This is a genomic window from Pseudomonas shirazensis (assembly GCF_050496565.1).
Lineage (GTDB): Bacteria > Pseudomonadota > Gammaproteobacteria > Pseudomonadales > Pseudomonadaceae > Aquipseudomonas > Aquipseudomonas shirazensis_A.
In genome coordinates this window covers 23,732-49,247 of sequence record NZ_JBNWAE010000014.1, presented here as the reverse complement: position 1 = coordinate 49,247, position 25,516 = coordinate 23,732, and the positions used below count along the sequence as shown (strand labels likewise).

At 59.1% G+C, this 25,516-nt stretch carries 30 protein-coding genes and 6 tRNA genes; 24 read left to right on the top strand and 12 right to left on the bottom strand.

The genetic code is table 11. The annotated features are described in order from the left end of the window. Positions 1-111: 111 nt before the first annotated feature. The 15 genes from ACQZ2L_RS19350 (at position 112) to ACQZ2L_RS19280 (ending at position 9,674) form a co-directional block, all read left to right on the top strand. Entirely contained in the window at positions 112-552 is a 441-nt protein-coding gene (locus ACQZ2L_RS19350; protein WP_430327419.1) for a hypothetical protein, read from the top strand. Between the two features lie 190 nt (positions 553-742). Continuing rightward, entirely contained in the window at positions 743-958 is a 216-nt protein-coding gene (locus ACQZ2L_RS19345) for a hypothetical protein (protein WP_430327418.1), read from the top strand. Then, positions 942-1,232, top strand: a complete 291-nt coding sequence (locus tag ACQZ2L_RS19340) for a hypothetical protein (protein ID WP_430327417.1) — start codon at positions 942-944, stop codon at positions 1,230-1,232. The genes ACQZ2L_RS19345 and ACQZ2L_RS19340 overlap by 17 nt, the downstream gene beginning before the upstream one ends. A 3-nt stretch (positions 1,233-1,235) precedes the next feature. Beyond that, on the top strand, positions 1,236-1,523 hold the full coding sequence (locus ACQZ2L_RS19335; RefSeq protein WP_430327416.1) for a hypothetical protein: 288 nt from the start codon (positions 1,236-1,238) through the stop codon (positions 1,521-1,523). A gap of 111 nt (positions 1,524-1,634) precedes the next feature. Continuing rightward, positions 1,635-1,985, top strand: a complete 351-nt coding sequence (locus ACQZ2L_RS19330; RefSeq protein WP_430327415.1) for a hypothetical protein — start codon at positions 1,635-1,637, stop codon at positions 1,983-1,985. Positions 1,986-2,454: 469 nt separating this feature from the next. Continuing rightward, positions 2,455-2,883: a hypothetical protein gene (locus tag ACQZ2L_RS19325; protein WP_430327414.1), complete on the top strand. Its 429-nt coding sequence runs from the start codon at positions 2,455-2,457 to the stop codon at positions 2,881-2,883. Then, the gene (locus ACQZ2L_RS19320) at positions 2,883-3,176 is read left to right on the top strand and encodes a hypothetical protein (RefSeq protein ID WP_430327413.1); all 294 of its coding nucleotides are present in this window, start codon (positions 2,883-2,885) and stop codon (positions 3,174-3,176) included. Before ACQZ2L_RS19325 ends, ACQZ2L_RS19320 begins: the two co-directional genes overlap by 1 nt. Positions 3,177-3,477: 301 nt before the next feature. Beyond that, entirely contained in the window at positions 3,478-4,767 is a 1,290-nt protein-coding gene (locus tag ACQZ2L_RS19315; RefSeq protein ID WP_430327412.1) for a tyrosine-type recombinase/integrase, read from the top strand. 3 nt (positions 4,768-4,770) lie between these two features. Beyond that, positions 4,771-5,001, top strand: a complete 231-nt coding sequence (locus ACQZ2L_RS19310) for a hypothetical protein (protein WP_205300022.1) — start codon at positions 4,771-4,773, stop codon at positions 4,999-5,001. An 81-nt stretch (positions 5,002-5,082) separates the two neighbouring features. Then, entirely contained in the window at positions 5,083-6,264 is a 1,182-nt protein-coding gene (locus ACQZ2L_RS19305) for a phage major capsid protein (RefSeq protein WP_430327411.1), read from the top strand. 123 nt (positions 6,265-6,387) lie between these two features. Then, complete coding sequence (locus tag ACQZ2L_RS19300) at positions 6,388-6,585, top strand: hypothetical protein (protein ID WP_430327410.1); 198 nt, start codon at positions 6,388-6,390, stop codon at positions 6,583-6,585. Between the two features lie 252 nt (positions 6,586-6,837). Then, positions 6,838-7,200, top strand: coding sequence for a hypothetical protein (locus ACQZ2L_RS19295; RefSeq protein WP_430327409.1), 363 nt, complete (start codon positions 6,838-6,840; stop codon positions 7,198-7,200). Continuing rightward, positions 7,200-7,820: a tail assembly protein gene (locus tag ACQZ2L_RS19290; RefSeq protein WP_430327408.1), complete on the top strand. Its 621-nt coding sequence runs from the start codon at positions 7,200-7,202 to the stop codon at positions 7,818-7,820. The genes ACQZ2L_RS19295 and ACQZ2L_RS19290 overlap by 1 nt, the downstream gene beginning before the upstream one ends. 224 nt (positions 7,821-8,044) lie before the next feature. After that, positions 8,045-8,641: a hypothetical protein gene (locus ACQZ2L_RS19285; protein ID WP_430327407.1), complete on the top strand. Its 597-nt coding sequence runs from the start codon at positions 8,045-8,047 to the stop codon at positions 8,639-8,641. 13 nt (positions 8,642-8,654) lie between these two features. Then, positions 8,655-9,674 carry a hypothetical protein gene (locus ACQZ2L_RS19280; protein WP_430327406.1) on the top strand — a complete coding sequence of 340 codons (1,020 nt, stop codon included), beginning with the start codon at positions 8,655-8,657 and terminating at the stop codon, positions 9,672-9,674. A gap of 222 nt (positions 9,675-9,896) precedes the next feature. On the opposite strand, the gene ACQZ2L_RS19275 is transcribed toward ACQZ2L_RS19280, so the two are convergent. From ACQZ2L_RS19275 to ACQZ2L_RS19265, 3 genes are all read right to left on the bottom strand, one after another. Next, entirely contained in the window at positions 9,897-10,796 is a 900-nt protein-coding gene (locus ACQZ2L_RS19275; protein WP_430327405.1) for an FRG domain-containing protein, read from the bottom strand. Positions 10,797-11,080: 284 nt separating this feature from the next. Continuing rightward, a tRNA-Thr gene (locus tag ACQZ2L_RS19270) sits at positions 11,081-11,156 on the bottom strand. A gap of 118 nt (positions 11,157-11,274) precedes the next feature. After that, positions 11,275-11,685 (bottom strand): pilin, encoded by a 411-nt coding sequence (locus ACQZ2L_RS19265; RefSeq protein WP_430327404.1) that lies wholly within the window; start codon positions 11,683-11,685, stop codon positions 11,275-11,277. Positions 11,686-11,900: 215 nt separating this feature from the next. Here ACQZ2L_RS19265 and ACQZ2L_RS19260 point away from each other — a divergent pair, with 215 nt between their 5' ends. From ACQZ2L_RS19260 to yacG, 4 genes are read left to right on the top strand one after another with little or no spacing between them, the layout of a single operon-like run. Next, positions 11,901-13,109, top strand: coding sequence for a type II secretion system F family protein (locus ACQZ2L_RS19260; RefSeq protein WP_430327403.1), 1,209 nt, complete (start codon positions 11,901-11,903; stop codon positions 13,107-13,109). A 2-nt stretch (positions 13,110-13,111) separates the two neighbouring features. Continuing rightward, entirely contained in the window at positions 13,112-13,978 is an 867-nt protein-coding gene (locus ACQZ2L_RS19255; protein ID WP_430327402.1) for a prepilin peptidase, read from the top strand. Beyond that, on the top strand, positions 13,978-14,601 hold the full coding sequence (coaE, locus tag ACQZ2L_RS19250; protein WP_101316258.1) for a dephospho-CoA kinase: 624 nt from the start codon (positions 13,978-13,980) through the stop codon (positions 14,599-14,601). Before ACQZ2L_RS19255 ends, coaE begins: the two co-directional genes overlap by 1 nt. Further along, positions 14,598-14,798 (top strand): DNA gyrase inhibitor YacG, encoded by a 201-nt coding sequence (yacG, locus tag ACQZ2L_RS19245; protein ID WP_101316256.1) that lies wholly within the window; start codon positions 14,598-14,600, stop codon positions 14,796-14,798. Before coaE ends, yacG begins: the two co-directional genes overlap by 4 nt. Positions 14,799-14,820: 22 nt before the next feature. On the opposite strand, the gene ACQZ2L_RS19240 is transcribed toward yacG, so the two are convergent. After that, on the bottom strand, positions 14,821-15,501 hold the full coding sequence (locus ACQZ2L_RS19240) for an energy-coupling factor ABC transporter permease (protein WP_430327401.1): 681 nt from the start codon (positions 15,499-15,501) through the stop codon (positions 14,821-14,823). 267 nt (positions 15,502-15,768) lie between these two features. On the opposite strand from ACQZ2L_RS19240, the gene ACQZ2L_RS19235 reads away from it, so the two are divergent. From ACQZ2L_RS19235 to ACQZ2L_RS19225, 3 genes are all read left to right on the top strand, one after another. Beyond that, entirely contained in the window at positions 15,769-16,398 is a 630-nt protein-coding gene (locus tag ACQZ2L_RS19235) for a DUF1780 domain-containing protein (protein WP_101316252.1), read from the top strand. Between the two features lie 132 nt (positions 16,399-16,530). Further along, positions 16,531-16,704: a DUF3094 family protein gene (locus ACQZ2L_RS19230; RefSeq protein ID WP_101316250.1), complete on the top strand. Its 174-nt coding sequence runs from the start codon at positions 16,531-16,533 to the stop codon at positions 16,702-16,704. An 81-nt stretch (positions 16,705-16,785) separates the two neighbouring features. Continuing rightward, on the top strand, positions 16,786-18,081 hold the full coding sequence (locus tag ACQZ2L_RS19225; protein WP_430327400.1) for an NAD(P)/FAD-dependent oxidoreductase: 1,296 nt from the start codon (positions 16,786-16,788) through the stop codon (positions 18,079-18,081). A gap of 135 nt (positions 18,082-18,216) precedes the next feature. Here ACQZ2L_RS19225 and ACQZ2L_RS19220 read toward each other — a convergent pair. From ACQZ2L_RS19220 to rluD, 8 genes are all read right to left on the bottom strand, one after another. Next, positions 18,217-18,292, bottom strand: a tRNA-Lys gene (locus tag ACQZ2L_RS19220). Between the two features lie 6 nt (positions 18,293-18,298). Continuing rightward, positions 18,299-18,375, bottom strand: a tRNA-Pro gene (locus ACQZ2L_RS19215). Positions 18,376-18,447: 72 nt separating this feature from the next. Continuing rightward, positions 18,448-18,523, bottom strand: a tRNA-Lys gene (locus ACQZ2L_RS19210). 6 nt (positions 18,524-18,529) lie between these two features. Beyond that, positions 18,530-18,606: transfer RNA gene (locus ACQZ2L_RS19205), tRNA-Pro, on the bottom strand. 3 nt (positions 18,607-18,609) lie between these two features. Then, a tRNA-Asn gene (locus tag ACQZ2L_RS19200) sits at positions 18,610-18,685 on the bottom strand. Between the two features lie 491 nt (positions 18,686-19,176). Continuing rightward, the gene (gene clpB / locus ACQZ2L_RS19195) at positions 19,177-21,741 is read right to left on the bottom strand and encodes an ATP-dependent chaperone ClpB (RefSeq protein WP_101316241.1); all 2,565 of its coding nucleotides are present in this window, start codon (positions 21,739-21,741) and stop codon (positions 19,177-19,179) included. A 329-nt stretch (positions 21,742-22,070) separates the two neighbouring features. After that, entirely contained in the window at positions 22,071-22,808 is a 738-nt protein-coding gene (pgeF, locus tag ACQZ2L_RS19190) for a peptidoglycan editing factor PgeF (protein WP_430327399.1), read from the bottom strand. Beyond that, a complete protein-coding gene (rluD, locus tag ACQZ2L_RS19185; RefSeq protein WP_430327398.1) occupies positions 22,805-23,767 on the bottom strand; it encodes a 23S rRNA pseudouridine(1911/1915/1917) synthase RluD in 963 nt (320 codons plus the stop codon). Before rluD ends, pgeF begins: the two co-directional genes overlap by 4 nt. Before the next feature lie 148 nt (positions 23,768-23,915). On the opposite strand from rluD, the gene ACQZ2L_RS19180 reads away from it, so the two are divergent. Next, positions 23,916-24,935: an outer membrane protein assembly factor BamD gene (locus ACQZ2L_RS19180; protein WP_101316235.1), complete on the top strand. Its 1,020-nt coding sequence runs from the start codon at positions 23,916-23,918 to the stop codon at positions 24,933-24,935. Between the two features lie 235 nt (positions 24,936-25,170). Continuing rightward, positions 25,171-25,395, top strand: coding sequence for a PP0621 family protein (locus ACQZ2L_RS19175; protein ID WP_101316233.1), 225 nt, complete (start codon positions 25,171-25,173; stop codon positions 25,393-25,395). The last annotated feature ends 121 nt before the right edge of the window (positions 25,396-25,516 follow it).

Genomic DNA, 25,516 nt, shown 5'->3' with positions numbered 1-25,516 from the left:
TCGCTGATGGTGCCGGAAATCTATTTGCCACCATCACTTGCCCTTCAGGCTGTCGACTAGTGCGCCTAGATGTTTTGGAGGTTCTCGTTACGCCAGTTCGGGAGGTACGGCATGTGCCTGGATTCTGTTCCTGAGTTGGCGTTGGTAACGCTCAACCCGAGCCAAAGACGAGTGCTGGCCGGCCTGGTGGAAGCTGAGCGGAGTCAGGCGAGTATGTGGTGGACTTTCTTGAATGAGATGCGGATCAGAGGCGAGCTACCTGATTGGGTTAAAGCCCAAGTCGGATCGGCGAGTGATCATGACCACTGGTTGCAGCTCTGCAAGGATGTCAACAAGGCGATGTTCGGGAAGGTTCGGCATATTGCCCTTGAGGGTGAGCCGGAATGGATCGGAGTGACGATCGATGGAGAGCCATGGGAGTTAACGCAGCGCCCTAGCCAAATGGAAACGGCACAGGGCGCTGAGTCAATAGAGCAAGTGCAGGAGAAGGTGTTGCAGCACCTCTCCCGCGATATCGCATTGGTAGGCACCAACGAGAGGAAGTTATCGTGACAGAACGCATCAGCCAGCACAACGGCGGCACCAAAAATGACCGTGCCTCGAATGAGCAACACCGTGCCCAAGCTCATCGCAAGATGGCTCTGAGTGCCCTCCACGCAAACTCGTCCCTGTCCGTCCGCTTGAAGCGCTACAACCACCACATGAATCAGGCCCGCGCTATTGAATCCCAAGGGGGTGTGCGATGAGCCTTTCACCGCAAGCGCCCACCCGGCCGCTAGCCGCAATTGAATTCACCATCTCAAGCACCTTCGCTCTTTTGGAGATCGCCGGCGGTATGCTTGGCCTGATCAATAATGTCGGGGAAATATCACTTACGATAAAGCCTCTCTGCACTCTGCATTACACCTTTGGCGGCGTGGAATTTAAGCTGGAGGTGAACAATGAACTGCACACATGACTGCACAAACGCAACTCGGCTCGAGCTGGCGGCATGGACTGCGCTGGACGACCTGCGCGATGTGCAGCAAGCGTTTGATAACGCGCACGCAGTCTTCACGATGATCATCGATAAGACCTGCGGTGTTCACATTGCCAAAGACTTGGCCGCACTTGGCATCGCCGACCTCACAGAGTGGTCGAGCAAATTGGACTGCTATGCGGATCAGCTCGAATCCAGCCTGTCCGCAACCGTTGACGCTGATCCCCTGACCTCAACCACGCCGAGGGCCTAAACCATGTCTGAAAGAAACGGTGCATTGGCGCCGACGGGATCGGCTTGCTCCAAGAAAGCCACCGAACTGTTTTACGTGACCCATCCGAAGGTCGAGCGGGCCTTGCTGGGGCCGTTCCTGAGCCAGGCCGCCGCAGAGTGCGGGCTCGTAATTTTGCGCAGTGCTGATGCGGTTGTGACCGCTTGCATCATCGACTCGCTGGACGAGCTGACCTACTGGCACGCGGTGAACAACGGTCAGGTCTGCCGGGCCTTCGCTGGCTCCAATGTGCCGGAGGTGAGCCATGGCTAGGGAGACCAATTCCGTGCAGACAGAACCACGGGTGAGTGGCGCAGAGCTGAGGCGCTGGTGACCAAGAGGAAGAGCCGCCGCGACTCAGATTGGGGAGGTCGTGGCGCGTACATGATCCCCAGGCTGCTCGGCGAACACCCCGATTTTCTGACCATGACCGGCTCCGAATTGAAGGTGTTCATGCTGCTGCTCTCGCAGTACCGCGGGAACAACAACGGGGACCTGGCTGCCACCCACTCGATGATGGAGGAGCGCGGAGGCATGGCCAAGGCAACGCTGGCGGCATCGCTACAAGGGCTGCAGCAGCGAAATCTGATCGCTCGCACCAGAACCAACATGAAAGGCCGCGAGGGCGCCCGATGCGCGCTTTATGCCCTCACCTGGATTCGAGTTCATGAGTGCCCTGGCCGGCAGCTCGAGATCGGCCCAACGCTGGGACCAATGAGGAAGCTGAGCGAATGATTTGGCCGTTTACCGGGTTCAATTTTTGAACAGGAACGGTTCAGAAATGGAACCGTTCCATGGCCCAAGCGCCATCCAAGAGCTGATAACGGCTCAAAAAATGAACCCTTATAGGCGGTTTCGGTGGGGTTTCAGGTTCAAAAACTATGCCCCTTTATAACTATTACCACCACAGGGATTTGAAATGAGCCGAGTTAGGACGGAACAAGCCCGGTGCCGATCGCTGGTCGATGCCGGTTGCAAGCGAGCGGGCGGCTACACGTTTCTGGTTTTCGAATGGCTGCCGTGGACTATTGCCGGCTGCTGTTGCAAGTGCGCGGTATTTGTTCAGCCGCAAATGCTCGCCGCTCAGGCAAGCGCCTTGAGTGGCCACTTGGAACTGGTGGTCGACAATCCGCCTCAGCAGCTGGCGCTGGATTGCCTGCCAGACGCTCAGCGGAATTCAGCTAGCGGAACGGGGAGCAGCTAAGTGCAGAGCGCAGTCGGCGATCTATCAGAGATGGGCCGTGACTCTGGCCACCTTTCAAAAGGGCTGGCAAAGGCCCAGCGGTTTCTGCTGGATCTGCTGGCGCGCGGCCCCGTACCGACAAGCGAAATCAAGAAAGCCGCTCAAGCCTCGGGGTGTGCCTGGGCGAGCGTGCGCCGAGCGCAGCACGTCGTCGGAGCCAAAGCAGTACGGCTTGGCGAAGAAGGCCGGAGAGGTGGCGGTTCTTGGTGGTGGGTGCTGGGGTCGTCGGTGAATGAGCACCTTAAAGATTCCCCGAATGAGCATCTAAATGCTCTGGCAAGCAGGCCCACCCTTTCCGGGACGCCCACCCCTGCAACTGAGTTGGAGTGCTCTGGTTTGAGCACCTTAACCGAGGACTTCGACATTGGTCCCGATGAGGAGGAGCTGTAATGGCGGCAGTCGACTATCTGCGGGACCAGGGGCTCTCAATTCGCAAGCGGGGGATGCGGGTTGTCGTCGGACCAAAGGCGCTGATCACCGACGACATTCGCAGGTATGTAAAAGCGCATCGGCTGGCGTTGCTGGCAGAGCTTGCCGCCAACGATGGCATCGAGCGCCGCTGCAACTGGGCGGTGCTGGTGCCGGGGTGCCGCCCTTTCACCATGATCAGCGAGCCGATCACCCGCGACGAAGCATTGGCTGACGTTCGTGTGCGCTGGCCAGGCGCTGAGGTGGGGCCATGACGAGACTCTGCAAACAGCTAGGCAAGAAGTCCTCGAACGCTCAACGAGGTAGGCGGGAATTCTCATCCACCGTGTCGTTATCAACACAGTGTGTAGGAATCAACACAGTGGATTATCGAGACAGATCGTTTGGTCTGTTTCGGCTGATCCGATCCGAGTCGGCTCAAGAGATTAACCGGCCAGGCTGTGTCACCAGCACGGTTGACCAGGTGGAGTCGCTGGCGCTGAGAGCAGTCACTCATTTGAAGTCCGAAAATTCGACTCCAAGAGATCTTCAATCTGTATCCGTGAGGCGCGATGCATGACAACCAGACACATCACATTCACTGACGCCGAGATCCGCAAGCAGGCCGGCCAGCCGGTGCGCCAGTTGCGTGACCCGCGTTATCCCGAACTGCGCTTCCGCTATTCCACCGTCGACCGCACCCGGGGCGCCTGGCATGTCGTGGTCAGGGGAAAGTGGGGCAAGGCCGGCGACTTCCCCAGCTTGACCGTCAAGGCCATGCTCACAGCGCTGCCGGCCATCCTAGGGCGTCGTGCCGCAGATGCCGAGGCCAGTTCGCTGACCAGCACCTGGAGCAGTACCGGTGAGCTGCTGGACTGGTACCTTGATCGCATGCTGCGCGACCGCAACCTGTCGGCCAAGCGCAAGGCCGGAGCGAAGTCGGCCATCAGCTGTCACCTGGCGCCACGGCTGCATGACCTGCCGCTGGTAGAGGTGAGTAAGGTCACACTCGACCAGCTTCTGATGTGGCCACTGCAGGAGCGCTATGCGCTTTCGTTCGTGCGCCTGGTGTTCAACGTGCTGGCAGTGGCTATGCGCAAGGCACACCGACTCGGAATGATCGATCAGAACCCCATGGGTTCGCTGCGCTTCGGGGATTTCGTCGCGGTGCGGATCAAGCCCAAGTCATCTCGGCTGCGCGAGAACGACTTGCCCGATCTGCTGGCCAAGCTGGCGAGCTGGAGCGAGGCGCGGCCGGGTGACGCCCTGCTAGCGCTGATGATGTTATGCCACGGCACCCGCCTGGGCGAAACGCGCAGCGCGCTGTGGCGCAACGTCGATCTGCAGGCCGGCCAGTGGTTTATCCCGGCAGATGACACCAAGACCAAGCAGAACCACACGCTACCGCTGACCCGCCAAGCCTGTGCACTGCTGCGTCGCTATCAGGCCCAGCAGACCGCGCAAGGCTACCAAGGTGCCTACCTGTTCCCCGCTAGCCGGCGCGGGCCACTGGGAGCCACGGCAGCGAGCCAGGTATTTGCCGAACTGAGCGACCGCCAGTGGACCAGTCACGACGTGCGCAAGGTCGCCCGCACCTGCTGGATGGACCTAGGCGTTGATTACCTGGTGGGCGAGATGCTGGTGAACCACGCCCTGCGCAACATGGATGCGACCTACATCCACACCACCGCCGAAGCGCTCAAACGACAAGCATTGGAACGCTGGCACGACCATTTAGACCGACTCGGATTGAACGCACTCACAGGCGAGACATATCCGAGATACGAAATCCCACGAAATCCGACACAGGCCGTACAACACGAGGCCTCTGGCGAAAAGTCGGATGCATCACAGAGGAGCATGTAAATCATGGTCGACGTTGAACAGGACGTTACCCAGCGGTTGGCTCAGGCCGGCATCACGCCGCTAATCGGTGGCCTGGTGCCGGAGCCGGCCACGGCTGACCTGCTGGGATATGCACCCAGCTACCTGCGCCGTCTGGCTGCAGAGGGTCGCTCACCCCTGCCGTTCGTGCGCCGGGGCAATCGGAGGTTCTACAAAATCGCCGACATAGTACGGTTTGCGACGGATACCGACTGAGGGCGTCGAAGTTAACCGCTGACCGGGGTGTGCGCGCGCGCATAGGGTAGACGGCATCGTTTAGACACCCCGGAGAAATGAATGAGCACCTCAAATCAGTACCAAAAAGACGTCGAAAATATTAACGAAAGCCTGCGACTCGTCGGTGCACAGCTCACAGATCATCGTAAGCACCTAGATAACAAGAGCGAGGAGATGAGCGCTCGCCTGCTTGAGGTTGAGCAGAGGATGGTCAATGTCAGCGCCCGCCGTGGCGCCAATGGAGACTCCGCTACATCCAATGCTGTGACAAGCCAGGTAGTTGCCGCAGAGGGCATTAACGGCTTTCGGGCCGGGGGTAAGTCCACTGGGCAAATCAGTTGCAAAGTCGGCGTTCGCGCTGCGATCACCAACCCCAGCAAAGGCGTCACTGGCTCGACCAGCTACCCAACCGCACCTCAGCGCGATGGAGGCGGCATTCGCGGTATCCCGCAGCCGCGGCTGAGCCTGCTGGATGTGCTGCCCGTTGTGCCGGTTACCAGCGCAACTTATGAGTTCGTTCGACTGGATGGCTATCTCAACGGCGCGGCCTACCAGAAAGAGGAAGGTGAGGAGAAAGCCGAAGGCTCGATGCCGACCAAAATGGAGCGAGCGGAGATCGCCACCATCGCCACCTGGATTCCGGCGAGCCTTCAGGTGCTGCAGGACAATGAACAGCTCGAGGGGCAGATCGACACACTGATGAGCGTGGGCGTTCGTCAGAAGCTGGAAGCCGAGCTCATCAACGGCGAAGGCGGACCAGGTGAAATTCTCGGATTCAAGAAGCAGGCCATCGCTGCCGGTATCACCACTGGCAAGCCTGCTGACCGTATCGGTGCTGCCCTCACTGACCTCAAGGCCGAGGGTTGGAACCCAAACGTCATCGTGATGAACCCGCGTGACTGGTTTGCCATAGAGAGCGAGCGTGCCGAGGGTGGCGACGGCCAGTATGTGATCGGCACGCCGCGTGACCCTGCGCCTCCGAGCTTGTGGGGCACTCCAGTCGTCGTCACCAACGGTATGCCACAGGGTGAAGCGTTGATCCTTGATACCAGCGTGGCCGCGCTACTGGACCGCCAAGAGGTGACCGTTGAGGCCAGCCGCCACGACGGCGACAACTTCCGCCGCAACATGGTGACCATCCTTGCAGAGCTGCGTGCCGGCCTGGCTGTGTTCGCTCCGACCGCCACACGCCTGGTGACGTTGGGCACCGCCGCTGCCGCTGCGGGCAAAACATCGAAGTAATGCCTGACGCGGGTTGGCTGTGAGTATCACGTCCTCGTGACCGCAGCAGCTGGAGCCCTGCCTTTGCGGGGTGATCAGCACAGGCCCGTACTGCGGGCCTTTTCATTCATATCGGAGAAAACCATGAGCCATACACATCTACCAAAGCCAGTTCAACGAGCCCTCAACCAGATCGCCCACACCCGCGCCTTGCTGCGCCAGATAGAGGAGCGGGAAAGGTTGAGCAAAGAGGTCGACCGGTTGCTGGCCAACGGCTTGAGCGCTGCGGAAGCGCTGGAGCAGATCCGATCGGCGCCGCCTTATAGCGCGCCGGACTACTGAGGGGGCGGGTCAAAACCGTGGGACCTTTGCCTACGGACACCGCCCCCGACCGCACGTAGAGATTTTTTCCCGCTGTTAAAAAATGTTAAAGCCATGTTAACCGCTATGCCGAGCGTGCATGACGCTGGAATCCGCGCAACGCCTGGGCTCGAGAGATATTGCCAGAGTCTAGGAGGTTAATCGCTTTAACTTATTTTAACCCTGCCAAGTTAACGCTTTAACACCTCGCGTTAACATCCGGAGAGCTACAGGATGACGATCAACCAACCCTCACAGACATCGTTTCAGGAACGATTTCAAGCAGCGTGCCAGGTGGCTGATTTTACCCGCCACGACTGCAGCCCCTGCTACTGCCTGTGGGATGTACAGCACGTCAAATCCGGCCAGCACGTGAAGGTAGATGGCGTGTTCTTCACCGAAGACGAGGCGCGCACCTCTGCCGATCTGTTGAAAGGCACGCTTGGCGGCACACGGGCCTATATGAGTGTCTATGCGCCGAACTGGAACCCTGACCCGCAGCGGGAGGCGGCGATCCGCCTGGAGGCGCTCCAGTCACGGGAAATGCTAGCCCGGCGCCTTGGCGTGCACCTTCCGATGCCGCAGGAGGCCGTGTGATGGGGACGTCTGCAATCAATTACACCCCACGCACCCGAATCCGTCTCGGTGGGTTTCTAGGCCAGCGGTATGGAAAAGTCCATCACATGGTGTTGGAGCGAGGTGATCCGGCCGAAGCCATGAAAGCGCTGGATGTGAATTTCCCTGGGTTCGCAAAGGACCTGATCACCGCAGAGGGGCGAGGGCTACGCTTTGCGGTGTTCAAGAATGGGAAGAACATCGGCGACAAGGAACTGGAGCTGGGCGGCGCCCGCGAACTGGTGGTGATGCCAGTCATCGCGGGAAGCAAGCGAGGGGGGGTACTCCAAACGGTGGTTGGAGTGGTTCTGTTCGCTGTCGGTGCGGTGCTGACATTAGCGTCCGGAGGCACAGCTACGCCCCTCACAGCAGGGATGATGATGATGGGCGCTTCGCTCGCTATCGGGGGCGTTATTCAGATGCTCAGCCCCCAGGCCAAAGGCCTTTCACAAAGCGGCAGCCCTGCGAATATGCCGTCCTACGCTTTCGGCTCAGCCAAGAACACCACCGCCAGCGGCAACCCGGTGCCGATCTGCATCGGTCATCGCCGCTGGGGCGGGGCCATCATCTCGGCCTCGATCGTGGCGCAGGACAAGGCTTAAGGTGAGCCAGGTTCTCTTTTGCATACCCGTAATTCCGGGTAAGTAGAGGTGTCCTCAGTTTTGAGGAAACCCTTGTGCCCCGGCCGGTTTTTTCCAATACCGTGATTACTTGGAGGCTCTCCAGCAGCGTCCGACCGTGCCAGTGGGCTGTCCTCATACGACGGTGTTCGGAGCCCATAAAACCTGATAGCGTAACGCCTGCATTGGTTCTTATCGGGGTCCCCATGAACGACGCTGCATCATCTCTGTTGAAGGTACTGTCTGCTTTCACTTCGCCGAAGGCAGCAATCAAGTACATTTGTGTGGCGCTATTTATTCTTTTTTCATGGAGTTATGTATCAACTGAAGTTACTTCGATGCACGGACCCGAGCAGTATGTTGAGCTGATATCACTGTTCTTGGGTCTTGGACTTGGGACCTTAACCGGCGAAGCCATTTACTTCTTGCTGCACTGGATTTGGGAGTATGGGCGACTACGTTATGAACGCTCGGCATCAGAAGCGATTCAGAAAGCTGCAAGTGATGCAGAGCTGATCCGACAAAGGGATAAAGAATCCATATTTGTTCAGAATTTTATTAAAGCTTACGCCCATTTTTCGTCCTTCAAGGTTAGGGTTTTGGATGGTCTGGCTGATGAAGAGGTTCAGTGGGGAGAATGGCATGAAGAAGTCGTTTTTATGCGAGACGCTAGATATATCATACCAGTCGTTCGAGTCACTGATGAATCCTGCATATACTCCCTCAATCCACTATTGAGGGATTTTGTCAAATCCAAGAGCATTCCTTACTCCGAAGAGCCGTTAGAGGAAGCCTTAAAATAAAGAGAGCAAGTACATGCCTGGTGTGCAGCGCGCGTGTAACGAGGTTACGTATGGCGGCAATTTCCCTGGCAGCCAGTACCATGACCCGCGAGGAGGTCGACCTTCAGCGCTAGAAATGAATATCCTGCGCTATCGCGCTTGTGAGGCAACTCTGTACTTGTTTTACACTGAAGACCTCAAAAGATTTATGCTCGAAAACATTTACCCAATGATTCCTGATGCTGACCACATGCAAGCTAGCAAAACAGCTGAAGAGAAGCGTTTGGCTGATGTTATCTGGAGCTTAGCATTTGAGGCTCGGCAGGCAAATAAGATTTCAGCCGAGGACGCGGAGGCTATTCGTCAAATTGCCAGCCGGGATCCTGATGAAGGAAAAAAGCTTAGGAGGGCTTTCTCTTATGCTGTCCATCTTGGCATTTCCACACAACAGGAATCTGAAGATGTTCAAAACTTAATCAAGTATCGCAATGATCTTGCACATCGACTTCACAAGATTACTGCGGATATAAGTCGACACTCTTTGGCAGTCGATTACGCAGCTATAGTGAAATCTGGCTATCAAGCAGACGCACTTGATAAACTGAGGTCACTAAGGGCAAAAATAGTAAGATCGACTAAGATCTGCTCTTATCAAGTTAACATGAGCATTTACGTGTTTGAATTTGCGGAACGATTCTATGAAGCTGAGCTGAAGCGACTTGATTCCGTGATACGAAAGCAGGCCAAGGTAGAGAGTGAGAGAAGAGAAAAGATCTATGCTGAATTGGAACAAGCAAGGTCTGTATTTAGGGGAGAACTAGACCCTCGCCACCCGCGTAATTTTAAAAGGCCGACTCAGGTTGGAAGGGAAGAATTTCGCTATTCGAACAAGCTAACTCCGAGAGGAGTTGAAATTTGCTTTCAGCTTTTTGAGGCAGGATTTCGAACTATCGTTGTGGCTTACCTTATGGGTTTGACTATGCGATCTGTAGAGCGGCGCTTCTTATGTTGGCAAGCGTCAGTCAGCATTCAGCGAAACGACATAAAAGAGTGAAAGAGCCCGTGCCTCGTCCGTGAGCAAACATTGAAGCATCTGCATTTGAGAATATTCCGAGCGGTCAAATCAGCTTTATGTTGGCGACAAGCCGTATGTGCCTGCGTCAAAGCGGGCGATTACGCCTGGTAGGTGAGCATAATGGGTTTCCTCAAAAATGAGGACGCCCATGACCTGATGGCTTTCGTGTAATCACTGACTGGCAAACTCGACTGCGCTAATTTAAAGATGGACAAGCATCTCGTTTGTGTTCCAGTGATACCTAGCCGCTTCGATATTCAAACCATCCAGGACAGCCTTCCCTGCACCGTCCGGTGTAGGGTAAATCTCAGCACCACTGAATCCAGCTCTACAGCACAGCCGCAGAAGCCGGGCCGATTCGAATACGGGCAGTGTCAGCTTGAAAAGCGGCGGTGGGATATCATCGAAATAGTTTTCGAGGCTGTGCACTTCAAATTTGCCGCGGCGTGATCCCGAGTGAGGGTGAATGCTGAAAAGGCCACCCTGAGCTGCTAGATGTTTGCTGACGACCCCAGGTGAGGTATGGAGCCTTATCTGCTGATGGAGACCCAGTTCAGATCGATTCATTACCCAGATCGCTAGACGTTGCTCAGTAGCCCAGGAGTCAAAGTTAGCGAGGGCAGAGCTGGCAGCAAAATAGAGCGAGGTGAATGGTCTGGTAGTCCAGTCAAGCAATCTTGTGGGTACGCGGTGATGTTGTGCCATTGCCATCAGATCAAGCACCTCTGGGTTAGGCCAGAGTGAAGGTTCTTTGAGATAACGGTCTGCGGTTTGAGCTTCAATTACATCCCTCCTAAAACCCGGAGAGTCGTTAGGCACAGCTATCCCGATGGAGTCGCAATGGCGGGCAAACTCATTGAGCATTAGGATTTCATAGAAAACCATTTCACTCGCGTCGATCATTTCAGGATTGGAAATACGAGGAGGCTGCCGGCGAGGCCTTAGGATGGATGGCACCAGTGGCCACTTGGCGTCGGCCTGGCCCCTGTAGATCATGTCTTCCGGACCGTCACTGATTTTTTTGATCGGCGAAACGGCAAGCCAAAGCTCATCTGCAGTTTCGTAATGGCGCTCAACGAACGCGGGATGGTTCCTTGGCATAAATCCTCCTCACATGAAAAAGCCCCGCCAGATCGTCTCTATACGGGGCTCATCTAAATGCTGGCGCTGGTACGCTGCCGGTACGGCCCATCGGTCCTGATAGACAAAACCGGCAAATCCATTGCGTTATATGGCGTCCCAGGGCCGGTTCGAACGGCCAACCTTCCCCTTAGGAGGGTGAGGGCGGTAGGTTAGGCTTTGAAAAATGCAATTCAGTTGCTGTCACCCTGCTGTCACGACTGACAGCAGGGAGAACTTCAAGTCGCCTAAACCATTGATTTTACTGGTGCCGGGGATAGGAATCGAACCTACGACCTTCGCGTTACGAGTGCGCTGCTCTACCGACTGAGCTACACCGGCGTATCGCGAACGTACCACTAGCCGCAACGCTTAGGCAAACCCCTGCTCACCAGCAATCGCGCACCTACGGACGCAACTCATGATCGCAAGCGCCGGGGCAAAGTGACCGAGTTAAGCGTTACCCCGCCTTACACCCCGAAGGCGCCAGATCCTCTTCAATACTGGTACTACAAACCCACCCAGCCGCCGACCGGCTCAGGGTAATCACCTTGCCCACCACATTCCCCGGCGCTTCCACCAGCGTGCAGGCAATGTTCCCTACCCCGGTAGCCGCAACGCCACTGGCAGCAATCGCACAATGCGCCGTAGTCGCCTGCCCACCAAGCGCGGCCACATCAGGCACGTCCTTGCCTTCATTCAAACGCAGGTCCATCGCGGTTTTCAGCGCGGATATCTCCAGTAACCCGGCTGCGGCTTTGGTGCGGGACTGGTGGTTGGTGTACATCGGCACGGCGATGGTGGCGAGGATGCCGATGATTGCGACGACGATCATCAGTTCGATCAGGGTGATGCCTTGTTCGGCTTTCATGAACGCGTTTCCTTGTTGATTCGGCTGAGCCTTCATCCACTGTGGACGTCAGCCTGGCAGGCGCGCAGTAGGCCTCAACAGACACCTTTTGTCACCCCTGCTCGGCAGGACGTCATGTTCGCTGAACTACTCTAGTGAGCATCTTCACAACCCGCCCATGGATGGGCGCGGCAAGCTGTTACCGGGCTTGTCGCATCACTCGCAAGGAGCTGTGCATGAGTACGACATCGCGTGTTTACACCTGGGAGGGCACCGACCGCAGCGGTGCGCGGGTCAGCGGCCAGTGCGAGGGGCGCAGCCCGGCGTGGGTGCGGGCTGGGCTGCTGCGCCAGGGCATCAGTATTGCGCGGCTGCAGCCCGTGGGCGGCTGGCAGCTGAGCTGGCCGCAGCGGCGGGATCAGCCAGATGCGGCGGGGTTCAGTCGGCAGTTGGCGACGCTGCTGAAAGCGGGCGTGCCGTTGTTGCAGGCGTTTGAAGTGATGGGCCGCAGTGGTGGCGACGAGAGCCTGGGGCGGTTGCTGGTGAAATTGCAGCAGGATGTGGCGGCTGGGCTGGGGCTGGCGGATGCGTTGCAGCGCCAGCCGCTTTGGTTTGATCGGCTGTACTGCAACCTGGTGCGGGTGGGTGAGCAGTCGGGGACGTTGGATGGGCAATTGGAGGAGCTGGCGAATATGCTCGAGCAGCGTCAGGCGCTGCAGCGGCGGGTGCGCAAGGCGATGATTTATCCATTGCTGCTGTTGCTGACGGGGCTGGGGGTTTCGGCGCTGTTGCTGCTAGAGGTGGTACCGCGGTTTCAGGGGTTGTTTGCTGGTTTTGACAAGGACTTGCCGGCGTTCACCCAATGGGTGCTGGACTTGTCCACAGGGCTGGGGCGGCATGCGCCCTGGCTGGTGCTATTGATGGTGTTATCCACAGCGGCGCTGCGTTGGCTATATCAGCACAACGCTGCGACGCGCTTGTGGGTATCTTTGCGGCTGCTTGAGGTGCCGGTGCTGGGGCGGTTGCTGGCGCAGGCGGCACTGGCACGTTTTGCGCGCAGTTTGGGCACTGCGTACACAGCGGGAGTGCCATTGCTGGATGCGTTGGCGACAGTGGCGTCGGTCAGCGGTGGCGTGGTGCATGAGCAGGCGATCTTGCGTTTGCGCCAGGGCATGGCCAATGGGCTGGGGTTGCATCAGGCGATGAGTGCGGATCGGGTGTTTGCGCCGTTGTTGGTGCAGCTTGCGGCCATCGGCGAGTCCAGTGGCACGCTGGACCAGATGCTGGCCAAGGCGGCCAGTCATTATGAAGAGCAGGTGAGCCAGGCGCTGGATCAGTTGACCGGCCTGCTCGAGCCGGCCATCGTGCTGATCCTCGGGGTACTGGTGGGTGGTTTGGTGGTGGCGATGTATCTACCGATTTTCCAGCTGGGTAGTTTGGTCTGAATATGAATCTGTGGACGTTTTTGACCGCACAGCCGGTTTACTTCATCTGTTTGGCGACACTGCTGGGCTTGCTGGTGGGTAGCTTTATCAATGTGCTGGTGCACCGGTTGCCGGTGATGCTGGAGCGCCAATGGCAGCGTGAAGCGCAGGAGGTGCTGGAGCTGCCGATCGCCGAGCATGCGCGGTTTGACCTGGCGCTACCGGCTTCGCATTGCCCGCACTGCGAGCATCGGATTCGGCCGTGGGAGAATATTCCCGTGCTCAGTTACCTGCTGCTGCGGGGGCGTTGCGCGGTCTGCAAGGGCGCAATCAGCGTGCGTTATCCACTGATAGAGATGGCCTGCGCCGGGCTGTCGCTGGTGGTGGCGTGGCACTACGGGCCGGGGGTGCCGGCGCTGGCTGCGCTGTTGCTGACCTGGTGTCTGCTGGCATTGAGCTTGATCGACAGCGAGCATCAGTTGCTGCCCGATGTGTTGGTGCTGCCGATGCTGTGGATCGGTTTGATCCTGAATGCCTGCGGTGTGTTTGTGCCGTTGCCGGATGCCGTGTGGGGCGCTGTGGCGGGCTATCTGAGCCTGTGGACGGTGTTCTGGCTATTCAAGCTGGTTACCGGCAAGGACGGCATGGGCTACGGCGACTTCAAGCTGCTGGCGTTGTTCGGTGCCTGGGGCGGCTGGCAAGTGCTGCCGTTGACGCTGCTGCTGTCATCGCTGGTGGGGGCGTTGATCGGCCTGTGTTTGCTGCGTTGGCGCAACGCTTCGCTGGGCACGGCGATGCCGTTTGGTCCGTATCTGGCGATTGCGGGGTGGATTGCTGTGCTCTGGGGTGATGAAATGTACCCCTCTTACCTGCAACTGCTTGGAATCTGATGACCACTGCGGCGTTTTCCCCTTGGATCCTGGGCCTGACCGGCGGCATCGGCAGTGGCAAGAGCGCTGCGGCCGAGCGCTTTGTCGAGCTGGGTGTGCACCTGGTCGACGCTGATCAGGCTGCGCGCTGGGTGGTCGAGCCTGGGCGGCCAGCGTTGGCCAGTATCGTCGAGCGCTTTGGCGCAGGCGTGCTGCAGGGCGATGGCCAGCTTGATCGAGCGGCACTGCGCCAGCTGATTTTTGCCGACCCTGAACAGCGGCGCTGGCTTGAAGCGTTGCTGCACCCGTTGATCGGGCAGGAGATCTTCAGCTATCTGGCCAAGGCCGAGTCGCCCTATGCGGTGTATGTTTCGCCGCTGTTGATCGAGTCGGGGCAGTATCGCAAGACCCAGCGCGTGCTGGTGATAGATGTGCCGCAGGCGCTACAAGTGCAGCGGACATTGCAGCGCGACGGCACCAGCCCTGAGCAGGTGCAGGCGATTCTGGCGGCGCAGGCGACTCGTGAGGAGCGCTTGCGGCATGCCGACGATGTGCTGGTGAATGATCGCGATGTGCCTTGGCTGCACGAGCAGATCGACCAGTTGCACCACTTTTACCTGACTTTACGAGGAGGCCAGCCATGAGCCAGCCGTTGTCCGTTGATTGCCCGACCTGTGGCGCACCTGTGGAATGGACCGAGGCCAGCGTCAACCGGCCGTTTTGCTCCGACCGCTGTAAATTGATCGACCTTGGCGCCTGGGCGGCCGAGGAACACAAGATTGCCGGCGCGCCGGAATCGGAAGATGAGTTGTATTCGGCTGATCTGGAGCCGCGTCACTGAGCCCATGCCTGGATGATGGGCCTCAGCGCTCGTCATCCTTCCACGGCGCCTGCAGGTAGCGGGTGCGGTTGAAGGTTTCCAGCCATTCCGGGCAGAACACCACCAGTGCACTGATGACCATGCCATTGATAAAGGCTTCGGGAAACATCATCAGCCACAGGTAGCCGACAAAATCCGTTAGCCACTCGGGCATGGCGAACAGGCCATCGACCCAGAGCAGGCCCAAGGCAGCTGTCAGGCACAGCAGGGCAGACAGCGCGGCGGCGAAAAAGCCTGAAAAGATATAGACAAAGAGGTTACGCGGCTGTGCGCGTTCGACCAGGATCGCGCAGGTTTCGGTAACCAGTACCGGCAGGCCGACGATCAGCAGCCCGTTGATGCCGAGCGCGGCCAGCTCCTGCCGGCCAAGCGCCAACAGACCGAGCTGGGCGATGAAGCCTGCGACGATTGCCAACGGCCAGTCGAGCAGCAGGGTTACGGCAGTCATGCCGATGAAGTGGTAGGAGACGCCGGTGTCGAAGTCGCGGCGCACCAGCCACAGCGCAAACAAGGCGAAGATCGCTCCGAACAACAGGTGTTGGCGGCGACGGTCGCTGCACAGCTCGATCCAGCTGCTGCTCGATATGGCCCAGAGCAGCAGTGGCAGGTAGGCCAGCCAGCCTAGAGTGAGGCTGGTGGTGGACAACACCTGTGCGCTGATCACGTTTGATGCCTCCTGTGGTGAATAATATCCATCCTTCCAAGCCTGGCGCGCTCTGCGTAGGAGCGGCCTTGTGTCGCGAAAGGCCAGCGGAGCTGGCCCGGCATTCTCGCAGTGAGCCACAAATCGTGGGGCCGCTGCGCGACCCTTTCCGACCGGTCCGGCGCCCCGGCAAGGCCGCTCCTACGGGACCGCGTGGGCCTGTGGACGCGGTGATTTTCATCGCTAAACAACATCTTACCTTCACAGATTAGCGGCTAAGCTTGAGCCATGGATGACTCAGATTACCTGCGCCTGCTTACCATCCAGGCCGAACAAGCCAATGCGTTTCTGTCCAATGCCCGCAAATGGGAACGCGAGCGTTGGGTCTGCCAGCGCCTGCTGCAGGGGCTGAACATTCCTTACCGCAACGAAGACTTCACGCCCGCCGGGCAAGAGCCGCCGGACGTGCTGTTTCGCGACGCAGCATTCGAGGTGTTTTTCGTGCTCGACGAGGGTCGGCGGCTGAATGACGAGTGGCGCGAAGAGTTACAACGGCGGCGCAGTGCCTTCTCGCTGAGCCAGCTGGTACGCCGCGAAGCCCGCCCCAGACGCATCAGCGCGCAGGAACTACTGCTGCGCCTGGCACCAACCCTGCGCAAAAAAGCCCACAACTACCGCGAGCGCGGGCTAGAGCTGAACGAGCTGGATATCATCGCTTTTGCCAGCCTCAAGCGTGAAGTGCTCGACCTGAACAGCCATTTCCCGCCACCGACCGAGTACCTGCGCCAGGGCTGGCGGTCGTTGTCGTTGGTCGGACCAACCTTTGCCCGGGTCCTGTTCGCCCACCCGGACGCGCCGGATTTTCTGCGCGGTAACCTGGGACGCAGTATCGTTTTCGATGTCGGGATCAGTCTTTGATCCACTGCCGAGAGTCTTTGCAGCGGCGTACACTCGGCGGCATAGACAGAAAGTATTATCATTCGTCGCTGCCTGGTGCGCGAACCCTGTAGCGTTCGTGCAGTCTCAAGCGTCTATCTGACGAGGCCCACCATGACCAGCCGCCTGAATCCTGAAGATCAGCGTCGCGTCGATGAGTATCTCAAAGCCCCTCAGCATCAAGTCGAGCGCAGGCCTTTTCGGCCATGGCTGCTCCTGGCGCTGGTGGTGGCAGTGACCATCGGTCTGGGCCTTTTGAGTCGTCTGTTGAGTGGACTGGTGCTATGAGCTGCGTTGCGCTCGCCCTCCCCTCGGCCACGACGCCGGCCCTCAGGGCCAAGCATTCGTTTAACCTTATGAGATATCTCCATGACACATCGCATCGTGATTGTCGGCGGCGGCGCCGGCGGCCTGGAACTGGCGACCCGCCTGGGTAAAAGCCTGGGCAAGAGCAAAAAGGCCGAAATCACCCTGGTCGACGCCAACCTGACGCACATCTGGAAGCCGCTGCTGCACGAAGTGGCGGCGGGCTCGCTGAACTCTTCGGAAGACGAGCTCAACTACGTCGCCCAGGCCAAATGGAACCACTTCAACTTCCAGCTCGGCCGCATGAGTGGCCTTGAACGTGAGAGCAAGCAGATCCAGCTGGCGGCCACCCTCGATGAAGACGGCCGCGAGCTGCTGCCAGCGCGCACCCTGGGCTACGACACGCTGGTCATTGCAGTTGGCAGCAACACCAATGATTTCGGCACCTTGGGCGCGGCGCAGCACTGCTTGTTCCTCGACAGCCGCAAACAGGCCGAGCGCTTCCATCAGCAGCTGCTCAATCACTACCTGCGTGCCCATGCCGGTAATGCAGCGGGCGAAAAAATCAGTGTGGCCATCGTCGGTGCCGGCGCCACCGGCGTCGAACTGGCCGCTGAACTGCACAATGCCGCGCATGAGCTGGCCGCCTATGGCCTGGACAAAATCCAGCCGCAGGACATGCACATCACCATTATCGAGGCCGGCCCACGGGTCCTGCCGGCACTGCCCGAGCGCATCGGAGTGCCGGTGCACAAGACCTTGGAAAAGCTCGGCATTACCATCATGACCAATGCGTCGGTCAGCGAAGTCACCGAGGAAGGCCTGAAAACTGCCAACGGTGAAGTGATCAAGGCCAGCCTCAAAGTCTGGGCTGCAGGCATTCGTGCGCCGGCATTCCTCAAGGATATCGACGGCCTGGAGACCAACCGGATCAACCAGCTGGTGGTGCGCCCTACTCTGCAAACAACCCTTGATGACGATATCTTCGCCTTCGGCGACTGTGCGGCCTGCCCTCACCCTGGCAGCGACCGCAATGTACCGCCGCGCGCTCAGGCGGCGCATCAGCAAGCCTCGATGCTGGTCAAAAGCATCCAGGCTCGGCTGGATAACAAAACGCTGCCGACCTACACCTACAAGGATTACGGCTCCCTGGTATCGCTGTCGCGCTTCTCGGCGGTGGGCAACCTGATGGGCAACCTGACCGGCAGTGTGATGCTCGAGGGTTGGTTGGCGCGGATGTTCTATATCTCGCTGTACCGGATGCATCAGATGGCCTTGTACGGGCTGTTCCGCACGCTGATGCTGATGCTGGGCAGCCGCATTGGCCGTGGCACAGAACCACGCCTCAAGCTGCACTGATCGTAGAGACAACAATGGCCGCATGGATTGCGGCCCTTTTTTTCGCCTGATCGCCGCAGTCAGCTGATATCGCCGGCAACGATAAAATCCAGACAAAGAAAAAGGGCACCTCAATCGAGGTGCCCTTCTCTTGGATGGTGGGTCGTGTAGGATTCGAACCTACGACCAATTGGTTAAAAGCCAACTGCTCTACCAACTGAGCTAACGACCCGGAATATGGTCGGGGTGAGGGGATTCGAACTCCTGACATCCTGCTCCCAAAGCAGGCGCGCTACCGGACTGCGCTACACCCCGAAGGTGAAACTGTACAAAATCAAACTCTAGACGAAGAAAAAGGGCACCTCAGTCGAGGTACCCTTATCTTACTGGTGGGTCGTGTAGGATTCGAACCTACGACCAATTGGTTAAAAGCCAACTGCTCTACCAACTGAGCTAACGACCCGGAAAATGGTCGGGGTGAGGGGATTCGAACTCCTGACATCCTGCTCCCAAAGCAGGCGCGCTACCGGACTGCGCTACACCCCGAAATGGCTCCGCGACCTGGACTCGAACCAGGGACCCAATGATTAACAGTCATTTGCTCTACCGACTGAGCTATCGCGGAACTAAACTTCGATCTTCCGATCTCGAAGGCTGTTAAAGCTTCGATCTCTTCAACACTCTGCATTTCTGCGTTTGCGTCTCTGAGGCCGGCTATTCTACATCCTTCGTTTTGCTTGTCAACCCCCAATTTGCATTCAACTTACTGATTTGCAAACTGTTTTCAGATCGTCGTTACCGCTGGCGATCTGCTTAGTGGCTGACAGCGGGGCGTATATTAGGAGCACTCGATTTTAGATGCAAGCATAAATTTCAATAATTTTTCAGGGTTGCCTCACAGCCCCGTAAATTGGGGCTTTCCCGGGATAATCAGTAGCTTACGAGCGTCGTGCGAGCCAAACGGAAGGTGCAGAAGGCTGCTGAATTGGGCCTCACAACGGGAAAAATAATCGTCGTTTCAGGCATTTTTTTTCTGGATTGATGACCACGCCAGGAAAAAACACGAGAAATCCGCGCAAAAAAAAGCCCCGCATCTGCGGGGCTCAAGATTATTTTTTATTCGAAGACGATTTCTTCGCCTTCGACCTTGGCGGTAATCGTCGTCCCTGGCATAAACTGCCCTGCCAGGATCAACTGCGCCAGCGGGTTTTCGATCCAGCGCTGGATTGCGCGCTTGAGTGGACGTGCGCCATACACCGGGTCGTAGCCAATCGCGATCAGCTTGTCGATCGCCTCCGGGCTCAGCTCCAGCGACAGCTCGCGCTCGGCCAGGCGGCTGCGCAGGCGGCCCAGCTGGATCTCGGTAATACCGGCGATCTGCTCACGGCCCAGCGGCTCGAACACCACCACCTCGTCGATCCGGTTGATGAACTCCGGCCGGAAGTGGTTACCCACCGCGTCCATTACCGCCGCACGCTGTGCCTCACGGTCGCCGACCAACTCCTGGATCTGTGCCGAGCCGAGGTTGGAGGTCATCACGATGACCGTGTTGCGGAAGTCCACCGTACGGCCATGGCTGTCGGTCAGGCGACCGTCTTCAAGCACTTGCAGCAATACGTTGAACACATCCGGGTGGGCCTTCTCGACCTCGTCCAGCAGCAACACGGTGTACGGCTTGCGGCGCACCGCTTCGGTCAGATAACCGCCCTCTTCGTAACCGACATAGCCTGGTGGAGCACCGATCAGGCGAGCCACGGAATGTTTCTCCATGAACTCGGACATATCGATACGCACCATGGCCTCTTCGGTGTCGAACAGGAACTCGGCCAAGGCTTTGCACAGTTCGGTTTTACCTACCCCGGTCGGGCCGAGGAACATGAACGAACCACTTGGCCGGTTCGGGTCAGACAGCCCGGCCCGCGAACGGCGCACGGCGTTGGCCACGGCGGTTACAGCCTCGTGCTGGCCGATCACGCGCTGGTGCAGCAGCGCTTCCATTTTCAGCAACTTGTCGCGCTCGCCTTCGAGCATTTTCGACACCGGGATGCCGGTCCACTTCGAGACCACTTCGGCGATCTCTTCTTCAGTGACCTTGTTGCGCAGCAGCTGGTTTTCGCTCTTGCCGTGCTGGTCGACCATCTGCAGGCTGCGCTCCAGGTCCGGGATCACCCCGTACTGCAGCTCGGCCATACGGCTCAGGTCGCCTTTGCGGCGGGCGGCTTCAAGCTCCTGACGGGCTTGCTCGATCTTTTGCTGGATCTGTGCCGAGCCCTGTACTTCGGCTTTTTCCGACTGCCAGATTTCTTCCAGGTCGGAGTATTCACGCTCCAGTCGCTGGATTTCTTCGTGCAGCTTCTCGAGGCGTTTTTTCGCCGCCTCGTCTTCTTCTTTTTTCAACGCCTGGGATTCGACCTTGAGCTGAATCAGACGACGGTCGAGGCGGTCGAGCACTTCCGGCTTGGAGTCGATCTCCATACGGATGCGGCTGGCCGCTTCGTCGATCAGGTCGATGGCCTTGTCCGGCAACTGACGATCGGTGATGTAGCGGTGGCTGAGCTTGGCCGCGGCAATGATCGCACCGTCGGTGATGGCCACCTTGTGGTGCACTTCATAGCGCTCTTTCAGGCCGCGCAGGATGGCGATGGTGTCTTCCTCGCTCGGCTCCTCGACCAGTACCTTCTGGAAGCGCCGCTCAAGCGCCGCGTCCTTCTCGATGAACTGGCGGTACTCGTTGAGCGTGGTGGCGCCAACGCAGTGCAGCTCACCACGGGCCAAGGCCGGTTTGAGCATGTTGCCGGCGTCCATGGCGCCCTCGCCTTTACCGGCGCCGACCATGGTGTGCAGCTCGTCGATGAACAGGATGATCTGCCCTTCCTGCTTGGACAGCTCGTTGAGCAGGCCTTTGAGGCGCTCTTCGAACTCGCCGCGGTACTTGGCGCCAGCGATCAGCGCACCCATATCCAGGGCGAGCAGGCGCTTGCCTTTGAGGCCGTCCGGCACTTCGCCATTGATAATGCGCTGGGCCAGGCCTTCGGCGATGGCGGTTTTACCCACGCCAGGCTCGCCGATCAGCACCGGGTTGTTCTTGGTCCGGCGTTGCAGCACCTGCACGGTGCGGCGGATCTCGTCGTCACGGCCGATTACCGGGTCAAGCTTGCCTTCTTCGGCGCGCTTGGTGAGGTCGACGGTGTACTTGTCCAGAGCCTGACGCGACTCTTCGACGTTGGCGTCGTTGACCGCCGCGCCGCCACGCAGGTTGTTGATGGCGTTTTCCAGGGCTTTCTTGCTCACGCCCTGGCCGAGCAACAGTTTGCCAACCTTGCTGTTCTCGTCCATGGCCGCCAGCAGGACCAGTTCGCTGGAGATGAACTGATCACCCTTCTGCTGGGCCAGACGGTCGGCCTGGTTGAGCATGCGCGCCAGGTCCTGCGACATGTTGACGTCGCCGGTCGGGTTCTGGATTTTCGGCAGCTGGTCGAGCTCTTTGCTCAGCGCCTTGCGCAGGCTGTTGACGTCAAAGCCGACCTGCATCAGCAATGGCTTGATCGAACCACCTTGCTGGTCGATCAGCGCTTGCAGCAGGTGCAAGGGCTCGATGGCTGGGTGGTCCATGCCCACCGCCAGGGATTGCGAGTCAGATAATGCTAATTGCAGCTTGCTGGTTAATCGGTCTATTCGCATGGGGATACCTTCCTAAATAAGGGCAGGCCGGAGCGATGGACACACCTGATGAAGAAACCTGCCAGAGATGACTAATAGATAAGGCTTATTCTGGGAGTTTCAAGCTTAGCCGGGTTGATCGAGATCAGTTGCGGCAATGTCCTACAACTGATCGGACTCTTTACACAGAGGACAGGGGGTCGGAGGTGATTGACTGGTTGGCATGGGTTTCATGAGCGCTGCACGATCCGGCAATGCTGGGGGCGGCCTTGTGTCGCGATTGGGCCGCAAAGCGGCCCCGACGCAATCAAGCCAGACGCAATTCCAGAAGACCTAGAAAGGGATAGCCCTCAGCGCGGATCAAGCCAGATCAACGAGGCAAACCGCCCACCCTGCGGAGTGCGCCGATAGGAGTAGAAGCGCGGGTCGCTGACCGTACACAGCCCACCACCATAAACAGCAGTCACGCCGCGCGCCGCAAGGCGGATGCGTGCCAGCTGATAGATGTCGGCCAGCAGCTTGCCCGGGCGCTCACCCGGCACAAATGCCTCGGCAGCTTGCGGATGCTCTGCAGTGAAGGCGTCACGGACTTCTTCGCCTACTTCGAATGCGCTCGGGCCAATGGCCGGGCCGAGCCAGACCAGTACCTGATCGGCCGGCACTGCCAGGCGCTCGAGGGTAGCCTCGAGCACGCCGCCCGCCAGCCCGCGCCAACCGGCATGGGCTGCGGCAACGCGGGTACCGGCACGATCGCAGAACAACACTGGCAGGCAGTCGGCGGTCATCACCGTACAGGCAATGTGCGCCTGGTCGGACCAGCTCGCGTCGGCTTCCATCACCTGCGCCGGGTCAGCATCAGCCACCACCACGCCGTGGACTTGCTTGAGCCAGGCGGGGTGAATGTCGAATTGCTCACTGAGGCGTCGGCGGTTTTCGCTGACGGCAGCCGGGTCGTCGCCGACATGGTCGCCAAGGTTGAAGCTGTCGTACGGCGGCAGGCTGATGCCACCCGCACGGGTGGTGACGCACGCGCGCACCGTGGCCGGGGCCGGCCAATCAGGGCGCAGCAGCTGCGTCAGACCGTTCATCCGATAAAGCTGTCGCGGTCTTCCTGGAGCAGCTCCAGCAAGCCGACGAAGTCTTCCGGCAATGGCGACTTCCATTGCATCCGCTCACCCGTGAGCGGGTGATCGAGGGCGAGGAAGCGTGCGTGCAGGGCCTGACGCGGGAAGGTCTTCAGCGCAGTGACCATTTCGGGCTCGGCCGCAGGCGGGATGCGGAAGCGACCGCCGTAGGTCTGATCACCAATCAGCGGATAGCCAACGTGGGCCATGTGCACGCGAATCTGGTGGGTACGGCCGGTCTCCAGCTTGACCCGCACATGGGTGTGCGAACGGAAGCGGGTGAGCACGCGGTAGTGGCTGATGGCAGGCTTGCCGGTCTCGGTCACCGCCATGCGCTGACGCGAGCCGCCGTGGCGACCGATCGGGGCGTTGATGGTGGCACCGGAGGTGACCACGCCAATCACGATGCACTCATAGATGCGGCTGACACTGCGGCTCTGCATCTGCTCGACCAGCTTGGTCTGCGCCTGCAGGGTCTTGGCCACGACCATCAGGCCGGTGGTGTCTTTGTCGAGGCGGTGGACAATGCCCGCACGCGGCACGTTGACGATGTCTGGTACGTGGTGCAGCAAGGCATTGAGCAGGGTGCCGTCGGCATGCCCGGCAGCCGGGTGAACAACCAGCCCGGCAGGCTTGTTGATCACCAGGATCTGCTCGTCTTCGTAGACGATGTTCAACGGGATGTCCTGGGCGATCCACTCGCCCTGGGCTTCCTGTTCGGCCTCAAGGACCAGCTTGGCACCGCCATAGACCGGATCGCGTGGACGCACGACTTGACCGTCGACCGTCAGACGGCCGTCCTTGATCCAGGTGGTCAGGCGCGAACGCGAGTATTCGCCGAACAGTTGGGCGGCGATCTGGTCGAGGCGCTGGCCGCCCATTTCGGACGGGACCTCTTCGCTAAGTTGGATGATCTCGGACATGCTCGATTCGGCTGGCGCACAGCCTTTGGTTTCAACTGCGCGCTTGTGGTTAAATACGGCTTCTTTTGCCCTGGGGTCAACCCGGGGGCGCTCATCATAACAGGACGGCACCGCCCAAGACAGCGGCCGTCAAAGGACGCAAGCCGCCATGCAAGTGAAACACCTGCTGCTGATCGCCCTCCTCGGGCTTACCGCTGCCTGTTCCTCGAACAAGGAAGTGATTGACGAGAACCTCAGCGAAGCCGAGTTGTACCAGCAGGCGCAGGCCGACCTGGACAACAAGAGCTACACCAGTGCCGTCAACAAGCTCAAGGCCCTGGAATCGCGCTACCCGTTCGGCCGTTACGCCGACCAGGCCCAGCTCGAGCTGATCTACGCCAACTACAAGAACACCGAGCCAGAGGCTGCCAAGTCGGCTGCCGAGCGCTTCATCCGGCTGCACCCGCAGCACCCGAACGTCGACTACGCCTATTACCTCAAGGGCCTGACCTCGTTCGACCAGGACCGTGGCCTGCTGGCGCGCTTCCTGCCGCTGGACATGACCAAGCGTGACCCGGGCGCTGCCCGCGACTCCTATAACGAGTTCGCCCAGCTGACCAGTCGCTTCCCCAACAGCCGCTACGCGCCAGACGCCAAGCAGCGCATGATCTACCTGCGCAACCTGCTGGCCGCCTACGAAATCCATGTTGCCGACTACTACATGAGCCGTCAGGCCTATGTCGCTGCGGCCAACCGTGGCCGCTATGTGGTCGAAAACTTCCAGGAAACCCCATCGGTCGGTGACGGCCTGGCGGTGATGGTCGAGGCTTACCAGCATCTGCACCTTGACGAGCTGGCCAATACCAGCCTGGAAACCCTCAAGCTCAACTACCCGGACCATCCAAGCCTGGTCGACGGCAGCTTCGAGCCCAAGCAAGCTGATGGTGATCAACGTTCGTGGCTGTCCAAGGCGACCCTGGGTTTGATCGAGACCGACACACCGCTACCGCCGGGTGAAACCCGCGCCAACCAGGACGTGGTTCGTCAGTTCAAGGATGCCCGTTCGGAGATTCCGCAAGACTTGCTGCCTAAAGATGAAGACGGTGATCCGATTCTGCCGGCCGGCCCGAAAGAAGCCGAAGAAAGCCGTTCGTGGTTCAGCTACGCGACCTTTGGTCTGTTTGATTGATTTGAGATTGCAGGGGGCCGCTGTGCGGCCCTTCGCGGCGGTCCGGCGTCCCGGCAAGCCCGCTCCCACAGGGGGTTTGTAGCGGCGCTAGACCTGTGGGAGCGGGTTCACCCGCGAAGGGCTGCAAAGCAGCCCAAAAATCACAAGTCAAAAAAGAAAGGGAAGCCCAAGGCCTCCCTTTTTTTTTGCCCGCGTCCTAGACTGTCGGCTCTTCTTCTCGACCAAGCTGGACACCATGGTTCGCCTACTTTTCTGGATCGCCCTGATCGCCGCCGCGTTCTGGCTGTGGCGCAAATTCAAGCTCAGCCAGCAGGCGCGCCCCGCGCAGCGCCTGGATGACCCGCTGACCATGGTGCGCTGCGCGCACTGCGGCGTGCACCTGCCCAATGACCGGGCGCTGCACCGTGGCAATCAGTGGTACTGCAGCCCAGCCCATCTGGAGCAAGGCCCGAAAGACTGATCAACGGTCTGCTCCGGCGAAGCCGCTGTAACCCGGTTACAGCGGCTTTTTCATGCCCGCCCGCTGAACACACATACCCGTAGCCGACCCATCCGCTCCATTTACGACCCCCTCCCCGCCT

Excerpts from the sequence above, each read along its gene's own strand:
- ACQZ2L_RS19290 (WP_430327408.1), top strand. The coding sequence starts at position 7,200 with ATGGGGACGTCTGCAATCAATTACACCCCACGCACCCGAATCCGTCTC.
- rluD (WP_430327398.1), bottom strand. The coding sequence starts at position 23,767 with ATGTCCGAGATCATCCAACTTAGCGAAGAGGTCCCGTCCGAAATGGGC.
- ACQZ2L_RS19295 (WP_430327409.1), top strand. The coding sequence starts at position 6,838 with ATGACGATCAACCAACCCTCACAGACATCGTTTCAGGAACGATTTCAA.
- ACQZ2L_RS19275 (WP_430327405.1), bottom strand. The coding sequence starts at position 10,796 with ATGCCAAGGAACCATCCCGCGTTCGTTGAGCGCCATTACGAAACTGCA.
- ACQZ2L_RS19320 (WP_430327413.1), top strand. The coding sequence starts at position 2,883 with ATGGCGGCAGTCGACTATCTGCGGGACCAGGGGCTCTCAATTCGCAAG.
- ACQZ2L_RS19175 (WP_101316233.1), top strand. The coding sequence starts at position 25,171 with ATGGTTCGCCTACTTTTCTGGATCGCCCTGATCGCCGCCGCGTTCTGG.
- ACQZ2L_RS19285 (WP_430327407.1), top strand. The coding sequence starts at position 8,045 with ATGAACGACGCTGCATCATCTCTGTTGAAGGTACTGTCTGCTTTCACT.
- ACQZ2L_RS19265 (WP_430327404.1), bottom strand. The coding sequence starts at position 11,685 with ATGAAAGCCGAACAAGGCATCACCCTGATCGAACTGATGATCGTCGTC.
- pgeF (WP_430327399.1), bottom strand. The coding sequence starts at position 22,808 with ATGAACGGTCTGACGCAGCTGCTGCGCCCTGATTGGCCGGCCCCGGCC.
- clpB (WP_101316241.1), bottom strand. The coding sequence starts at position 21,741 with ATGCGAATAGACCGATTAACCAGCAAGCTGCAATTAGCATTATCTGAC.
- ACQZ2L_RS19345 (WP_430327418.1), top strand. The coding sequence starts at position 743 with ATGAGCCTTTCACCGCAAGCGCCCACCCGGCCGCTAGCCGCAATTGAA.
- ACQZ2L_RS19350 (WP_430327419.1), top strand. The coding sequence starts at position 112 with ATGTGCCTGGATTCTGTTCCTGAGTTGGCGTTGGTAACGCTCAACCCG.
- ACQZ2L_RS19310 (WP_205300022.1), top strand. The coding sequence starts at position 4,771 with ATGGTCGACGTTGAACAGGACGTTACCCAGCGGTTGGCTCAGGCCGGC.
- ACQZ2L_RS19225 (WP_430327400.1), top strand. The coding sequence starts at position 16,786 with ATGACACATCGCATCGTGATTGTCGGCGGCGGCGCCGGCGGCCTGGAA.
- ACQZ2L_RS19230 (WP_101316250.1), top strand. The coding sequence starts at position 16,531 with ATGACCAGCCGCCTGAATCCTGAAGATCAGCGTCGCGTCGATGAGTAT.
- ACQZ2L_RS19260 (WP_430327403.1), top strand. The coding sequence starts at position 11,901 with ATGAGTACGACATCGCGTGTTTACACCTGGGAGGGCACCGACCGCAGC.
- ACQZ2L_RS19235 (WP_101316252.1), top strand. The coding sequence starts at position 15,769 with ATGGATGACTCAGATTACCTGCGCCTGCTTACCATCCAGGCCGAACAA.
- ACQZ2L_RS19305 (WP_430327411.1), top strand. The coding sequence starts at position 5,083 with ATGAGCACCTCAAATCAGTACCAAAAAGACGTCGAAAATATTAACGAA.
- ACQZ2L_RS19255 (WP_430327402.1), top strand. The coding sequence starts at position 13,112 with ATGAATCTGTGGACGTTTTTGACCGCACAGCCGGTTTACTTCATCTGT.
- ACQZ2L_RS19300 (WP_430327410.1), top strand. The coding sequence starts at position 6,388 with ATGAGCCATACACATCTACCAAAGCCAGTTCAACGAGCCCTCAACCAG.
- ACQZ2L_RS19180 (WP_101316235.1), top strand. The coding sequence starts at position 23,916 with ATGCAAGTGAAACACCTGCTGCTGATCGCCCTCCTCGGGCTTACCGCT.
- ACQZ2L_RS19340 (WP_430327417.1), top strand. The coding sequence starts at position 942 with ATGAACTGCACACATGACTGCACAAACGCAACTCGGCTCGAGCTGGCG.
- ACQZ2L_RS19335 (WP_430327416.1), top strand. The coding sequence starts at position 1,236 with ATGTCTGAAAGAAACGGTGCATTGGCGCCGACGGGATCGGCTTGCTCC.
- yacG (WP_101316256.1), top strand. The coding sequence starts at position 14,598 with ATGAGCCAGCCGTTGTCCGTTGATTGCCCGACCTGTGGCGCACCTGTG.
- ACQZ2L_RS19280 (WP_430327406.1), top strand. The coding sequence starts at position 8,655 with ATGCCTGGTGTGCAGCGCGCGTGTAACGAGGTTACGTATGGCGGCAAT.
- ACQZ2L_RS19330 (WP_430327415.1), top strand. The coding sequence starts at position 1,635 with ATGATCCCCAGGCTGCTCGGCGAACACCCCGATTTTCTGACCATGACC.
- coaE (WP_101316258.1), top strand. The coding sequence starts at position 13,978 with ATGACCACTGCGGCGTTTTCCCCTTGGATCCTGGGCCTGACCGGCGGC.
- ACQZ2L_RS19315 (WP_430327412.1), top strand. The coding sequence starts at position 3,478 with ATGACAACCAGACACATCACATTCACTGACGCCGAGATCCGCAAGCAG.